We start from the raw sequence: 14,401 nt of genomic DNA, 5'->3' as shown, positions 1-14,401 counted from the left end.
AGTCCTTCAAGTCTATGAAGCGAAGCGACCAGGGCAAATACCGATTTCCCCAAAATACAGTTCCGCCAGCAGCAACAATACAGTGGCCGCAAAAATCGGCTTAAAAATGCGACTCGACCCGTTTCAACTGGTTGAAAGCAGTTTGCGCGGACCACTGACGAAAGGACTGCCGATCTCGTAGAACCGCAGCGGACGGTCCTGTTCGCGCGACAAGCCGATGCGTGTGGTCACGCCGGGTTCCGCCGCCGGGTGCCTGGCCGCGTTCAGACGCCCGATCCATAAGCTCTTGCCCGCGCAAAGATCGATGCCGTCGAAACTCGCGCCGATTCCGAACGCCTGGGTGAGCCGCCCCGGCCCGCGCGTGAGATCGCGCAGCGTCGCGCCCGGCCTGCGCGCGGCCATCGAGGCGAGGCCTTCGAGCGGTTCGACGGCGCGAAACAGCACGCCCGCGCCCACGCCCTCGGCTTCGCTCGACATATTGAGCATGTAAGACAGACCGTAGGTGAGCCGCACATAGGCATGTCCGCGCGCGAGAAAGAGCGACGCGTTCCACCCGCGCGGCCCGATGAAGGCGTGTCCCGTCGAATCGCCGGGCGGATAGCCCTCGACTTCGACGAGACGCCCCACCAGGCGCCCCTCGGGCAAGTCGTGAACGAGGTACTTGCCGACCATGTAACGCGCGAGCGCGACCGTCTCCACGGGCAGATCGTCGCGCCGCAACGGCACGACCGGCAATGCCGAAGGCGTGGCGGCCAGCGCCTGCAACGCGTTGGCCGCCACTGCCCGCTTCACTGCGCCTGCCCGGCTTGTGCCGATTGTGCTGATTGCGCCTCGGGTTGCGTCGCCGCGCGCAGCTTCGCGACATCGCCCGCGCCGACCGCGCCCGCGCGGTTGTTCCAACCCGCGCGGATAAAGCTCAGCACGTCAGCGATCTGCTGGTCGTTAAGCTGGTCGCGATACGGCGGCATCGGATACGGCGCCGGAATGCCCTGGATCACGAGATCGCCCGTGCCGTTGAGCGTCACGTTGATGAGCGACGCGGCCTCCTTTTCGAGTACGTTCGGATTGCCCGCAAGCGGCGCGAACATGGGCGCGAAGCCCCGTCCGTCGACGCCGTGGCAGTGCATGCAGAACGCCGCGTAGACGCGCGCGCCCGCATCGTTCGCAGGCCGCGAGAGCGATACCTTCGTCGCCTGCGGATCGTAGGCATAAGCCTCGCCGCCACTGCCGCCCGCCGGCGGCAGCGACTTGAGATAGCCCGCGATCGCGTTGACGTCGGCGTCGTTCATCGCCTGGGTGCTGTTGTTGATCACGCTCGTCATCGCGCCGAACGCCGACGCGTGCTGGTTCGCGCCCGTCTTGAGGAACTGCGCGAGATCGGCCTGGCTCCAGCGTCCGAGCCCGGTGTTGTGCTCGCCGGTGAGGTTCGAGGCGAACCAGTTATCGAGTAGCGCGCCGCTCAGAAACTCCGTGCCGCTTTCGTCGAGCGCCTGCTCATTGAAACCGATGCCGCGCGGCGTATGGCACGAGCCGCAGTGCCCCAGGCCCTGCACGAGATAGGCGCCGCGATTCCATGCGGCGTCCTTGCCCGGTTTGTCCTGGTACACGCCTTTCTTGAGAAACACGAGGTTCCACAGCTTGAGCGGCCAACGCATGTTCATCGGCCATTTGATGTCGCTGTCGCGATTGGCCGCCTTGATCGGCTGCACGCCATGCATGAAGTAGGCGTAGAGCGCGGCCACATCGTCGTCGCGCACTTTCGCGTAGGACGGGTACGGCATCGCCGGATAGAGGTTGTGGCCGTCCTTCGCCACACCCTCGCGCAACGCGCGCGCGAAATCGTCCAGCGTATAGCCGCCGATGCCCGTGTCCGGATCGGGCGTGATGTTGGTCGTGTAGATGTGGCCGAGCGGCGTGGACATCGGCAGGCCGCCCGCGAACGGTTTGCCGCCCGGCGCCGTGTGGCAGGCCGCGCAATCGCCGGCCTGGGCGAGGTACGCGCCGCGCTGGATCGTGGCGGCATCGGCGCTGGACGGTGCGGTGGCGGCGGAATCCGCAGCAAACGCCAAACCCGGCGCGAAAGCGATCAAAGTCGCGGCGAGCGCCGGGGCCAGGCAGTTAGTAGCAAATCCTCGCGCGATAGAGGATGCGTCGAATGGCTTCATCATCGTCCTCCTCAGGCGGTTTGCGGGTTCATGAGCTGACGGCCCACGGGCAAATGCCGCAGGCGCTGGCCCGTCGCCGCGTAGATCGCGTTGGTCACCGCGGGCGCGAGCGCCGCCGTGCCCGGCTCGCCGATCCCGCCGGGCGCCTCGCCGCTTGGCACGATATGCACTTCGATCACGGGCGACTCGTCGATGCGCAGGATGCGGTAGTCGGTGAAATTGCGCTGGGTCACGCGCCCGCGCTCGATCGTGATTTCGCTGTAAAGCGCTGCCGAGATGCCGAACACGATGCCGCCCTGCACCTGCGCCTCGATGGTCGTCGGATTCACCACCATGCCGCAGTCGACCGCCGCCACCACGCGGTTCACGCGCACTTCGCCGTTGCTCACGGTCACGTCGGCGACCATCGCGAAGTAGCTGCCGAACGCGTGCATCACCGAAACCCCGCGCCCTTGTCCCTTCGGCATGGGTGGTCCCCAGTTGGCGGCGCGCGTGGCCACGTCGAGCACGCCCAGCGCGCGCGGCGACTTGCCGAGCAGATTGCGCCGGTACTGCACCGGATCGGTCTTGGCGGCCACCGCGCATTCGTCGATAAAGCTCTCCACCACGAAGGTGCCGCGCGTCGGCCCGACGCCGCGCCAGAAGGCGGTGGGCACCGTATGCGGCTCCTGGCGCACGTATTCGATCAACTGGTTAGGCAGGTCGTAGGGCAGATCGGCGGCCACTTCGACGGCGTCCGGGTCGATGCCGTTCTTGAAGGCCGGCGGCGCGAAGCGCGCCATGATCGACGAGCCGACGATGCGGTGCTGCCACGCCACCGGTTTGCCGTTGGCGTCGAGTCCGGCAGAAATGCGGTCGTAGTAGAACGGCCGGTACATGTCGTGCTGGATATCTTCCTCGCGCGTCCAGAACACCTTGACGGGCGTGCTCACCTGCTTGCCGACCTTGAGCGCCTGGGTGATGGCATCGACTTCCAGACGCCGCCCGAAACCGCCGCCGAGCAGGTGGTTGTGCAGCACGATCTGTTCGGGCTTGAGGCCCGTGACGGCCACGCCCGCATCGACGGCGCGCGTGGGCACCTGGGTGCCGACCCAGATCTCGCAGGCGTCGCCGCGCACGTGCACGGTGCAGTTGATCGGCTCCATCGTCGCGTGCGCGAGGAAGGGCTGCTGATAGACGGCATCGACGCGCGTTTTCGCGCCGCCGAAGGCCTGCTGCACATCACCGTCCCTGCGCGCGACGGCGCCGCTCTGCTGCTGCGCGGCGTTCGCCAGATCGCCGACGATCTGCCGCATCGACAGGTTCGCCGCCGCGCCCTCGTTCCACTCGATCACGAGCGCCGCCGCGCCGCGCTTCGCGGCCCAGGTGTGCGCGCCGATCACGGCCACGGCGTTGTCGATCTTGACGATCTGCGTGACGCCGGGAATCTGCTTCGCGTGCGTGTCGTCCACGCGCGCCAGCGTGCCGCCGAACACGGGGCAATTGACGATGGCCGCATAGACCATATTGGGCAGGCGCACGTCGAGACCGAACAGCGCCGAACCATCGACTTTTTCCGGCGAATCGAGCCGCTTCGTGGGCTTGCCGATGATCGTGAAATCCTTCGGACTCTTGAGCGTCACGTTTTGCGGGGCGGGCAGCTTCGCCGCGGCATCGACAAGCTGGCCGTATGAAGCGCGCCGCCCGCTGGCGTCGTGCAGCACTTCGCCGCTCTTCGCGTGACACGCGGCGGGATCGACCTGCCATTGCTGCGCCGCCGCCGCGATCAGCGCCACGCGCGCCGTCGCCCCCGCGCGGCGCATCGGTTCCCACGCATAGCGGATCGAGGTCGAACCGCCCGTGAGCTGGCCGCCCAGCAGCGGATCGGTGAACAGTTTCGCGTCGGGCGGCGCGTGATCGAGCGTCACGCTGCCGAGCGGCACTTCGAGTTCCTCGGCGATCAACATCGGGATCGACGTGTACACGCCCTGCCCCATCTCCACCTTCGGGATGATGAGCGTGACCTTGCCGGTGCGGTCGATCTGCACGAAGGCATTCGGCTCGAACACGCCGTCCTGCGGCGTTTCGTTGCCGTCGCCGCCCACGACCGACTGGCGCGCCGCGCTGTCGCCCTGGGCACCCGCGCCAAAGCTGAAGCCGAGCAGCAGACCGCCGCCCGCCGCCGCGCCGAGCTTCAGGAACGTGCGCCGCGACAGCGAAGAAGCGGAAGAAGAAGAAGAAGCAGCCCGCGCAGTGCCGTTCTGCGCATCGAGAAGACCTTGTGACATGGCTCAGGCCTCCTTCGCAGCTTGCTTGATCGCCGCCCGAATGCGGCTATAGGTGCCGCAGCGGCAGATATTGCCGGCCATGGCGGCATCGATATCCGCGTCGCTGGGGTTCGCGTTCTGGGCGATCAGCGCCGCCGCCGACATCACCTGCCCCGACTGGCAATATCCGCACTGCACCACGTCGATTTCGCGCCATGCCTTCTGCACTTTCTGGCCGGCGGGCGTCGCGCCCACGGCCTCGATCGTCGTGATCTTGCGGCCTTCGAGCGCCGCGACCGGCAGCACGCACGAGCGCGTGGCCTCGCCGTCCAGGTGTACGGTGCAGGCGCCGCATTGCGCGATGCCGCAACCGAATTTGGTGCCCGTCAGTCCGATGATGTCGCGCAGCACCCAGAGCAGGGGCATGTCGGGTGGCGCGTCGATCGTGTGGGTCTCGCCATTGATAATTAGCGTCGTCATGAGGCGGCTCTCCGGTATGGGGATGTCGATGATTGTTGACTGCATTCGATCAATCGAAGGCCATGCATCCGCGTTGTTCCGGCAGCGTGCGCAAATCGTGGGGTATTTGCACGAGCGGCACGCGAATGCGGCCTTGCGAGCGAGTGTGTGAGAACCCGGCGAGTGTAGCGCCGACATTATTCGCGCGCTGGCAAGTGCGCCGAACGCGTCATTCAGAACGCTAACGACATGCGTTGCGGCGTTGCGCTACCATCGTTCGATGGGCGCGCGCCTTGAAACCGCGCGATATCGAACGCATATGAAGCACCTTCATGCACCCCCAAGGAGCCGCCACGATGGACGAAGCCCGCGCGATTCAATTTCTTTCCGAAGTCCGCAAGCCGCTGCTCAACCTGCACAAGGCGATACTCGATCACGAACGCGCCGAATACGAGCGCGAATTCGGGCCGACCACGCCCGCGGCCTTTCTCCAGGTGCTCATCAACGGCACGGGATTTCGCTGGCTGATGCCGTTTTCGACGGTGATCGCCAACGTCGACGAAACACTGGACGCGAAAGACGCCCAACCCGAAGACCGCATCGGCGCGGTCGAGGGTGTGACGGCGCTGTTTTCCGGCGAGGAGTCGGCGGAATTCTTCGAGCGTTATCAGGCGCTCCTGCGGAAGAGTCCCGACGTGCTGCAACTGCATGGCGTGGTCGCGCAGTTGCTCAACGGCATCAGGAACTGACGTTGCCGCTCAGGCCGCGCGTTCATCAGGTAACGTCGCGCGCGGCCTTTTTCGCGGCGCTCAAACGCCGCCACAACGTCGTCTTGCTGATGCCGAGCATGGCGCACACGCGGTCGCGGTCGCCGCCGCAGGCATCGAGCGCCGCGCGGATTTCATCGGCTTGCACGTTCAGGCTGCGCTCGCGCAGCGTAAGCGGTTCGACTGCGCGATCCGCCGCTTCCTGAGGCGCACCGCGCGCGGTCTCGAACACCTCCGGCGCGATCGCGCGCAACACTTCGGGCGTGAGCACATCGACGTCCGAATCCGCAAGCTCCACCACCATCCGCTCGATCACGTTCTGCAGCTCGCGCACATTGCCGGGCCACGGGTGACGGTCGAGCGCGTAACCGATGGCTCCAAGCGCGCGCATCGCGTCGTCCTGGGTGCGGATGCGCAGCGCCACGCGCGGCTCGCGACGTGCCGATTGCAGCAGCAATTCCGCCGCCAGCGGCACGATATCCTCGCCCCGCTCGCGCAACGGCGGGATCGCCAGATTGAGAATGTTGAGGCGATAGAACAGGTCGGCCCGAAACTCGCCGCTTTCGATCTGCTCGGTGAGCGCGCGATGCGTTGCGGCCACCACGCGCACATCGACGCGCGTGGGTTCCGTCGCCCCCAGACGAACCACTTCGCGCTCCTGCAACACGCGCAGCAAGCGGCTTTGCAGCGGCAAGGGCATCTCGCCGATTTCGTCGAGAAAGAGCGTACCGCGATGCGCCGCCTCGATCAGCCCGACCTTGCCGCCGCGCCGCGCTCCCGTGAACGCGCCCTCCTCGTAGCCGAACAATTCGCTCTCCAGCAACGCCTCGGGAAACGCGCCGCAATTGATCGCGACAAACGGAAAATCGCGCCGCGGGCTTTCGCGATGGATGCCCTGCGCGACCATCTCCTTGCCGGTGCCGCTCTCGCCGCGAATCAGCACGGTCGCGTCGGATTTCGCGTAGCGCTGCGCCAACTGACGCACGCGCGCGATGCCCGGCGTGGCGCCGCTCAAGTCGCCGATCCGATAACGCGCCACGAACTGCTGCGTGCGCTGGCGCGTGCGCAAGGTGCGGTCGAGCCGCTCCACCGCGCGCGACTCCTGGAACGTGAGCACCGCGCCCGTCGTCACGCCGTTATCGACCAGCGGGCCGCGATGCACGACGTAGCTGACACCGCGAATGGTTTCGAGCGATTCGCCGTCGGCGTCGGGCAGCGTGAAGGCGATGTCGGGCGCGAGCGACGCCAGCGGCTGGCCCGCCGCCGTCGCGGGATCGATACCGAGCACGCCCGCGAGCCGCTGGTTGATCGCCTCCACGCGCCCGCGCGCATCGAGCGCCACCACGCCGTCGCGCAGATGCTGAAGCACGCTGTCCAGACGCTGACGGCGCTGCGTTTCGCGCCAGGTGGCCTGCACGACTTCGAGCGCATTGTCGAAGGCCGCGCGCACCGACGAGCGCGAATACACGAAGAACGGCACGAGGCCGAAACGCGCCGCCAGATCGTTGACATGGCCCGGCCCGACCACCGCGCCTACGCCGCGATCGCGCAGATCGAGCACGCAGGCTTCCGCGTCCTGCACCGTGCGATACGAGGCGAACACCACGTCGATGCCGTAGGCGCTCGCGAAACGGCGCACTTCCATCGGCGTCTCGCCATAGGTCACGAGCGCGACCAGATCGGCCTCGCGGCGCGCGCGCGCCAGCGCCTGCATCACGTCGAAGCCGGTCGGCTGCACGAGCACCACGGGCAGGTCGATGCGCGCCTTCAGATACGTGCCGTTCGAGCCCGCCGCCACGACCACGTCGGGGCGCTGGTTCGGGCCCGCCGCCGCGATTTCCGCGACCGCCTCCTCGAAGCCGCGCGGCACCACGCGCAGATCGGCCAGCTCGTCGTACTCGCCCGCGATATCGCGGAACAGATCGCGCAGGCGGCTGATGCCCATCGCCCAGACGCGCGGGCGGAAGGGTTCGGAAGCGGAGGGGAAGCGGTTCATGAAAGACTCAAGGCAAATTTCCAGGGCGGTTTCATTATCGCGCGCCGATTTCACATTTGAAATCGACATTTCACAAGAGAAATCGGGGCGAGAACCCCATCGGCGGCATTCAGGCGCAAAATCAACGCCTTGGGCAAGGCCTGACCCACCGCTTTCGCGCTGGCACGGTATCTGCAGTATCAGCGCCAATTCCTTCGGAGACATGACGCATGAACAGCAAATCCCTCGCAAGCGCCGGCGCGAAATTCCGCGCGGCCGTGGCTACCGAACAACCGCTGCAGGTCGTGGGCGCGATCACCGCCTACGCCGCCAAACTGGCCGAGCAAACCGGCTTCAAGGCCGTCTATCTGTCGGGCGGCGGCGTGGCCGCCAACTCGCTGGGCGTGCCCGACCTGGGCATCAGCACGATGGACGACGTGCTGATCGACGCGCGCCGCATCACCGACGCCGTCGAGATCCCGCTGATGGTCGATATCGACACCGGCTGGGGCGGCGCCTTCAACATCGCGCGCACGATCAAGTCGTTCATCAAGGCGGGCGTCGCCGCCGTGCACATGGAAGACCAGGTGGGCCAGAAGCGCTGCGGCCATCGCCCGAACAAGGAAGTCGTGCCGACCGACGAGATGGTGGACCGCGTGAAGGCCGCCGTCGATGCGCGCACCGACGACGGCTTCGTCATCATGGCCCGCACCGACGCCGCCGCCGTGGAAGGCATCGATGCCGCCATCGAGCGCGCCATCGCCTATGTGGAAGCGGGCGCGGACATGATCTTCCCCGAAGCCATGAAGACGCTCGACGACTACCGCCGCTTCAAGGCGGCCGTGAAGGTGCCGATTCTCGCCAACCTGACCGAATTCGGCTCGACGCCGTTTTTCACCACCGACGAACTCAAGAGCGCCAACGTCGATATCGCGCTCTACTGCTGCGGCGCCTATCGGGCGATGAACGCCGCCGCGCTCAACTTCTACGAGACGGTCAAGCGCGACGGCACGCAAAAGGCTGCGGTTTCGACCATGCAGTCGCGCGAGGATCTCTACCAGTACCTCGGCTATCACGCTTACGAAGACAAGCTCGACGCGCTGTTCGCATCGTCGAAGAAGTAATCACGCATAGCGCGTCCCCACGACGTTAAACCCTATTAGATCGAGAGAGGAAGACACCATGAGCGAAACGGACAACGCCACGCAAAGCGCAGGCGGTTTCAAGCCGAAGAAGTCGGTTGCCCTGTCGGGCGTGACGGCGGGCAACACGGCGCTGTGCACCGTGGGCCGCACCGGCAATGACCTGCACTATCGCGGCTACGACATTCTCGACCTGGCCACGGCCAGCGAGTTCGAGGAAGTCGCTTATCTGCTCGTGCACGGCAAGCTGCCGAACACGGCCGAACTCGCCGCCTACAAGACCAAGCTCAAGGCGCTGCGCGGCCTGCCCGCGAACGTGAAGGCGGCGCTCGAATGGGTGCCCGCTTCCGCGCACCCGATGGACGTGATGCGCACGGGCGTGTCCGTGCTCGGCACCGTGCTGCCCGAGAAGGACGACCACAATCTGCCCGGCGCGCGCGATATCGCCGACCGCCTGATGGCCTCGCTCGGCTCGATGCTGCTGTACTGGTATCACTATTCGCACAACGGCAAACGCATCGAAGTGGAAACCGACGACGATTCGATCGGCGGCCATTTCCTGCATCTGCTGCACGGCGGGGAGCCGTCGAAGTCGTGGGTCGATGCGATGCACGTTTCGCTCAATCTCTATGCCGAGCACGAGTTCAATGCGTCCACGTTCACGGGCCGCGTGATCGCGGGCACGGGCGCGGATATCTATTCGGCCATCACGGGCGCGATTGGCGCGCTGCGCGGCCCGAAGCACGGCGGCGCGAACGAAGTGGCGTTCGAGATCCAGTCGCGCTATGAAGACCCGGATCAGGCGGAAGCCGACATTCGCGCGCGCGTCGAGAGGAAGGAAGTCGTGATCGGCTTCGGCCATCCGGTGTATACGATTTCGGACCCGCGCAACAAGGTCATCAAGGAAGTCGCGAAGAAGCTGTCGAAGGAGCAGTCGAATCTGAAACTGTTCGACATCGCCGAGCGCCTCGAATCGACGATGTGGGACGTCAAGAAGATGTTCCCGAACCTCGACTGGTTCAGCGCTGTTTCGTATCACATGATGGGCGTGCCGACCGCGATGTTCACGCCGCTGTTCGTGATCGCGCGCACGGCAGGCTGGAGCGCGCACATCATCGAACAACGCGTCGACAACAAGATCATCCGCCCGAGCGCCAACTATACGGGTCCGGAGAATCTGAAGTTCGTGCCGCTCGGCAAGCGCTGATCGCGTCATTGGCCGTTCGGCTAATGGGAACGGGAGGCTGGCGCGCGTAGAGTTGCGCTGGTCTCCGCCCGCTTACTACATATTGGTCCCCCAGCCGTGAATACTGCTCACCGCAAGCCTCTTCCCGGCACCCGGCTCGATTACTTCGACGCGCGCGAAGCCGTCGAAGCGATCCAGCCCGGCGCCTGGGACACGTTGCCCTATACCTCGCGCGTCCTCGCCGAAAACCTCGTGCGCCGCTGCGAGCCGGCTCACCTCGCCGCCTCGCTCAGGCAGCTCGTCGAGCGCCGCCGCGACCTCGATTTCCCGTGGTATCCGGCGCGTGTCGTCTGCCATGACATCCTCGGCCAGACGGCGCTCGTCGATCTGGCGGGCCTGCGCGACGCCATCGCGGACCAGGGCGGCGACCCCGCCAAGGTCAACCCGGTCGTGCCGGTCCAGCTGATCGTCGATCACTCGCTCGCCGTGGAATGCGGCGGCTTCGATCCGCAGGCGTTCGAGAAGAACCGCGCGATCGAAGACCGTCGCAACGTCGACCGCTTCGACTTCATCAACTGGACGAAGAAGGCCTTCAAGAACATCGACGTGATTCCGCCCGGCAACGGCATCATGCACCAGATCAATCTGGAGAAAATGTCGCCCGTGATCGGCGTGATCGACGGCGTCGCGTACCCGGACACCTGCGTGGGCACCGACAGCCATACGCCGCATGTGGATGCGCTCGGCGTAATCGCCATCGGCGTGGGCGGACTGGAAGCCGAAAACGTCATGCTTGGCCGCGCCTCGTGGATGCGCCTGCCCGATATCGTCGGCGTGGAACTGACGGGCAAGCGCCAGCCGGGCATTACGGCCACCGACATCGTGCTCGCACTCACCGAATTCCTGCGCAAGGAAAAGGTAGTCGGCGCGTATCTGGAGTTTCGCGGCGAAGGCGCGTCGAGCCTCACGCTCGGCGACCGCGCCACGATCTCGAACATGGCGCCCGAGTATGGCGCCACGGCGGCGATGTTCTTCATCGACAACCAGACGCTCGACTATCTGCGCCTCACGGGCCGCGAGGAAGAGCAGGTCAGGCTGGTCGAAACCTACGCGAAAACGGCGGGCCTGTGGGCCGATTCGCTCGCCCGCGCGCAGTACGAACGCACGTTGACGTTCGATCTGTCGAGCGTCGTGCGCAACATGGCCGGCCCGTCGAACCCGCACAAGCGCCTGCCCACTTCGGCACTGGCCGAGCGCGGCATCGCGGGCAAGTGGGAGGAAACGCCGGGCCAGATGCCCGACGGCGCGGTCATCATCGCGGCCATCACGAGCTGCACGAACACCAGCAACCCGCGCAACGTGATCGCCGCCGCGCTGCTCGCGCGCAACGCGAACGCGCGCGGCCTGACGCGCAAGCCATGGGTGAAAAGCTCGCTTGCGCCGGGATCGAAGGCCGTCGAACTGTACCTGGAAGAAGCGAAGCTGCTGCCGGATCTGGAAAAGCTGGGCTTTGGCATCGTCGCGTTCGCGTGCACGACATGTAACGGCATGTCGGGCGCACTCGACCCGAAGATCCAGCAGGAGATCGTCGATCGCGACCTGTACGCGACCGCCGTGCTATCGGGCAACCGCAACTTCGACGGCCGCATCCATCCGTATGCCAAGCAGGCGTTCCTGGCCTCGCCGCCGCTCGTCGTGGCCTATGCGATTGCGGGCACGATCCGCTTCGACATCGAAAAGGATGCGCTAGGCACGGACCAGAACGGCCAACCGGTCTACCTGAAAGACCTCTGGCCTAGCGACGAGGAGATCGACGCGATCGTGGCGCAGAGCGTGAAGCCCGAGCAGTTCCGCAAGGTGTACGAGCCCATGTTCGCGCTCACGGCCGAAAGCGGCGAAACCACGGACCCGCTCTACGACTGGCGCGCGCAAAGCACTTACATCCGCCGCCCGCCGTACTGGGAAGGGGCGCTTGCGGGCGAGCGCACGCTGCGCGGCCTGCGGGCGCTGGCCGTGCTGGGCGACAACATCACGACGGACCACCTGTCGCCGTCCAACGCGATCCTGCCGGACAGCGCAGCGGGCGAATACCTCACGAAAATGGGCTTACCCGAAGAGGACTTCAACTCGTACGCCACGCACCGCGGCGACCACCTGACGGCGCAACGCGCGACCTTCGCGAACCCCACGCTCATCAACGAGATGGCAGTGGTGAACGGCGTGGTGAAGAAGGGTTCGCTCGCGCGCGTCGAACCGGAAGGTAAGGTCGTGCGCATGTGGGAAGCCATCGAAACCTACATGGAACGCAAGCAGCCGCTCATCATCATCGCGGGCGCGGACTATGGCCAGGGATCGTCGCGTGACTGGGCGGCCAAGGGAGTGCGCCTGGCGGGTGTGGAGGTGATCGTGGCGGAGGGCTTCGAGCGGATTCACCGCACCAACCTGATCGGCATGGGCGTATTGCCGCTGGAGTTCAAGGCGGGCACGAACCGCACGACGCTAGGCATCGACGGCACGGAGACCTTCGACGTGATTGGCGGCCGCACGCCGCGCGCCGACCTGACACTGGTGATCCAGCGCAAGAACGGCGAACGCGTGGAAGTGCCGGTCACCTGCCGACTGGACACGGCGGAGGAAGTCTCGATCTACGACGCGGGGGGCGTGTTGCAGCGCTTCGCGCAGGACTTCCTGGAGTCATCGAAAGCAGCCTGACACAAAGCCCCTCTCCCTGAAGGGAGAGGGGTTGGGGAGCGGGGAAAGGAGAAAGGGGGGGCGATGAACCAGCTACAGCTAGCCAGGCATCTGCGCAAAAACATGACCGAAGCGGAACAACTGCTCTGGCGTCATCTTCGCGCGCACCGCCTCTGCGGCGAGAAGTTCCGTCGGCAACACCCGATCGGGCCATATATCGTGGATTTCGCGCATCTCGGCGCGCGTGTAGTCATCGAAGCCGATGGCGGACAGCACAACGGCAACGCCGACGACATAGTGCGCGATGCGTGGTTACGGAGCCGAGGCTTCACCGTGCTGCGCTTCTGGAACGACGAGATCTTGCGGAACCTCCACGCGGTCCTTGAGGCGATCCTGTTAGAAGTCAGCAAAAGGCGCGTCATCCTCCCCCCCGGCCCCTCTCCCTTCAGGGAGAGGGGAGAACACACATCGACACGGGATTTCCATGAGCTCTAAACCCCAGATCAAGATTCCCGCCACGTACATGCGCGGCGGCACCAGTAAAGGCGTGTTCTTCCGCCTGCAGGATCTCCCCGACGTCGCCCGGCAGCCCGGCGCGGCGCGCGACCAACTCCTGATGCGCGTGATCGGCAGCCCCGACCCCTACGGCAAGCAGATCGACGGCATGGGCGGCGCGACATCCAGCACGAGCAAGACTGTGATCGTCTCCAGGAGCACGCGGCCCGGTCACGATATCGACTATCTCTTCGGTCAGGTCGCCATCGACAAGGCCTTCGTCGACTGGAGCGGCAACTGCGGCAATCTGTCCGCGGCCGTCGGTCCGTTCGCGATCAGCAGCGGCCTGATCGACCCGAACCGCGTGCCCGATAACGGCGTCGCCACCGTGCGCATCTGGCAAGCCAACATCGGCAAGACCATCGTTGCGCACGTCCCCGTCACGAACGGCCAGGTACAGGAAACCGGCGACTTCGAACTCGACGGCGTCACCTTCCCCGCCGCCGAAGTGCAACTCGAATTCCTCGACCCCGCCGCCGAGGAAGAAGGCGCGGGTGGCGCGATGTTCCCCACCGGCCATCTCGTCGACGACCTCGAAGTGCCGGGCGTCGGCACGCTCAAGGCGACGATGATCAACGCGGGCATCCCGACCATCTTCGTGAACGCCGAGGCAATCGGCTACACGGGCACGGAATTGCAGGACGCCATCAACGGCGACGCAAAGGCGCTGGAAAAGTTCGAGACCATCCGCGCGCATGGCGCGTTGCGCATGGGCCTCATCAAGCACCTCGACGAGATCGCCACGCGCCAGCACACGCCCAAGATCGCGTTCGTGGCGAGACCCGCGGCCTACGCGGCATCGAGCGGCAAGCGCGTGGAATCCGGCGATGTCGATCTGCTGGTGCGCGCCATGTCGATGGGCAAGCTGCACCACGCGATGATGGGCACGGCGGCCGTCGCGATCGGCACGGCCGCGGCAATCCCGGGCACGCTGGTGAACCTCGCGGCGGGCGGCGGCGAGCGCCATGCCGTGCGCTTCGGCCATCCGTCGGGGACGCTGCGCGTAGGCGCCGAGGCAAGCCAGCAAAACGGCGAGTGGACGGTCACCAAGGCCATCATGAGCCGCAGTGCGCGCGTGCTGATGGAAGGCTGGGTGCGGGTGCCCGGAGATGCGTTTTAAGGGGCTGTTTTAAGGCGCACATCCAGAGACGTGCGCTGTTCGCGGTTTTTGCTCAAGCAGGCCCACTGTTTCATTGCGGCATTGGCTACGTCGAT

The 14,401-nt window shown here is 65.8% G+C and carries 11 protein-coding genes; 6 read left to right on the top strand and 5 right to left on the bottom strand.

Going from position 1 to position 14,401, the window contains the following annotated elements; genetic code table 11:
- Nucleotides 1-123: 123 nt before the first annotated feature.
- From B0G62_RS23570 to B0G62_RS23555, 4 genes are read right to left on the bottom strand one after another with little or no spacing between them, the layout of a single operon-like run.
- Nucleotides 124-792 (bottom strand): DNA-3-methyladenine glycosylase, encoded by a 669-nt coding sequence (locus B0G62_RS23570; RefSeq protein WP_244193347.1) that lies wholly within the window; start codon nt 790-792, stop codon nt 124-126.
- Entirely contained in the window at nt 789-2,165 is a 1,377-nt protein-coding gene (locus tag B0G62_RS23565; protein WP_103706656.1) for a cytochrome c, read from the bottom strand. Before B0G62_RS23565 ends, B0G62_RS23570 begins: the two co-directional genes overlap by 4 nt.
- 11 nt (nt 2,166-2,176) lie before the next feature.
- On the bottom strand, nt 2,177-4,432 hold the full coding sequence (locus B0G62_RS23560; protein WP_103706618.1) for a xanthine dehydrogenase family protein molybdopterin-binding subunit: 2,256 nt from the start codon (nt 4,430-4,432) through the stop codon (nt 2,177-2,179).
- A gap of 3 nt (nt 4,433-4,435) precedes the next feature.
- Nucleotides 4,436-4,891: a (2Fe-2S)-binding protein gene (locus B0G62_RS23555; protein WP_103706617.1), complete on the bottom strand. Its 456-nt coding sequence runs from the start codon at nt 4,889-4,891 to the stop codon at nt 4,436-4,438.
- 335 nt (nt 4,892-5,226) lie between these two features.
- Between B0G62_RS23555 and B0G62_RS23550 the strand changes: the two genes are divergently transcribed.
- Nucleotides 5,227-5,619 (top strand): hypothetical protein, encoded by a 393-nt coding sequence (locus tag B0G62_RS23550; RefSeq protein ID WP_103706616.1) that lies wholly within the window; start codon nt 5,227-5,229, stop codon nt 5,617-5,619.
- A 25-nt stretch (nt 5,620-5,644) separates the two neighbouring features.
- Here B0G62_RS23550 and prpR read toward each other — a convergent pair whose 3' ends face one another.
- The gene (gene prpR / locus B0G62_RS23545) at nt 5,645-7,633 is read right to left on the bottom strand and encodes a propionate catabolism operon regulatory protein PrpR (RefSeq protein WP_103706615.1); all 1,989 of its coding nucleotides are present in this window, start codon (nt 7,631-7,633) and stop codon (nt 5,645-5,647) included.
- A 209-nt stretch (nt 7,634-7,842) separates the two neighbouring features.
- On the opposite strand from prpR, the gene prpB reads away from it, so the two are divergent.
- From prpB to prpF, 5 genes are all read left to right on the top strand, one after another.
- Nucleotides 7,843-8,736, top strand: coding sequence for a methylisocitrate lyase (prpB, locus tag B0G62_RS23540; RefSeq protein ID WP_103706614.1), 894 nt, complete (start codon nt 7,843-7,845; stop codon nt 8,734-8,736).
- A 58-nt stretch (nt 8,737-8,794) separates the two neighbouring features.
- Nucleotides 8,795-9,961, top strand: a complete 1,167-nt coding sequence (gene prpC / locus B0G62_RS23535) for a bifunctional 2-methylcitrate synthase/citrate synthase (RefSeq protein ID WP_103706613.1) — start codon at nt 8,795-8,797, stop codon at nt 9,959-9,961.
- Nucleotides 9,962-10,057: 96 nt separating this feature from the next.
- The gene (gene acnD, locus B0G62_RS23530; RefSeq protein WP_103706612.1) at nt 10,058-12,652 is read left to right on the top strand and encodes a Fe/S-dependent 2-methylisocitrate dehydratase AcnD; all 2,595 of its coding nucleotides are present in this window, start codon (nt 10,058-10,060) and stop codon (nt 12,650-12,652) included.
- Nucleotides 12,653-12,715: 63 nt separating this feature from the next.
- Nucleotides 12,716-13,126, top strand: coding sequence for an endonuclease domain-containing protein (locus tag B0G62_RS23525; protein ID WP_103706611.1), 411 nt, complete (start codon nt 12,716-12,718; stop codon nt 13,124-13,126).
- Nucleotides 13,116-14,306 (top strand): 2-methylaconitate cis-trans isomerase PrpF, encoded by a 1,191-nt coding sequence (gene prpF / locus B0G62_RS23520; RefSeq protein WP_103706610.1) that lies wholly within the window; start codon nt 13,116-13,118, stop codon nt 14,304-14,306. The genes B0G62_RS23525 and prpF overlap by 11 nt, the downstream gene beginning before the upstream one ends.
- Nucleotides 14,307-14,401 lie beyond the last annotated feature (95 nt).

It is taken from the genome of Paraburkholderia eburnea (assembly GCF_002917095.1).
Taxonomy (GTDB): Bacteria; Pseudomonadota; Gammaproteobacteria; order Burkholderiales; family Burkholderiaceae; genus Paraburkholderia; species Paraburkholderia eburnea.
This window is presented reverse-complemented; position numbering and strand designations above follow the sequence as displayed.

Excerpts from the sequence above, each read along its gene's own strand:
- B0G62_RS23565 (WP_103706656.1), bottom strand. The coding sequence starts at position 2,165 with ATGAAGCCATTCGACGCATCCTCTATCGCGCGAGGATTTGCTACTAAC.
- B0G62_RS23560 (WP_103706618.1), bottom strand. The coding sequence starts at position 4,432 with ATGTCACAAGGTCTTCTCGATGCGCAGAACGGCACTGCGCGGGCTGCT.
- B0G62_RS23555 (WP_103706617.1), bottom strand. The coding sequence starts at position 4,891 with ATGACGACGCTAATTATCAATGGCGAGACCCACACGATCGACGCGCCA.
- B0G62_RS23550 (WP_103706616.1), top strand. The coding sequence starts at position 5,227 with ATGGACGAAGCCCGCGCGATTCAATTTCTTTCCGAAGTCCGCAAGCCG.
- prpR (WP_103706615.1), bottom strand. The coding sequence starts at position 7,633 with ATGAACCGCTTCCCCTCCGCTTCCGAACCCTTCCGCCCGCGCGTCTGG.
- prpB (WP_103706614.1), top strand. The coding sequence starts at position 7,843 with ATGAACAGCAAATCCCTCGCAAGCGCCGGCGCGAAATTCCGCGCGGCC.
- prpC (WP_103706613.1), top strand. The coding sequence starts at position 8,795 with ATGAGCGAAACGGACAACGCCACGCAAAGCGCAGGCGGTTTCAAGCCG.
- B0G62_RS23525 (WP_103706611.1), top strand. The coding sequence starts at position 12,716 with ATGAACCAGCTACAGCTAGCCAGGCATCTGCGCAAAAACATGACCGAA.
- prpF (WP_103706610.1), top strand. The coding sequence starts at position 13,116 with ATGAGCTCTAAACCCCAGATCAAGATTCCCGCCACGTACATGCGCGGC.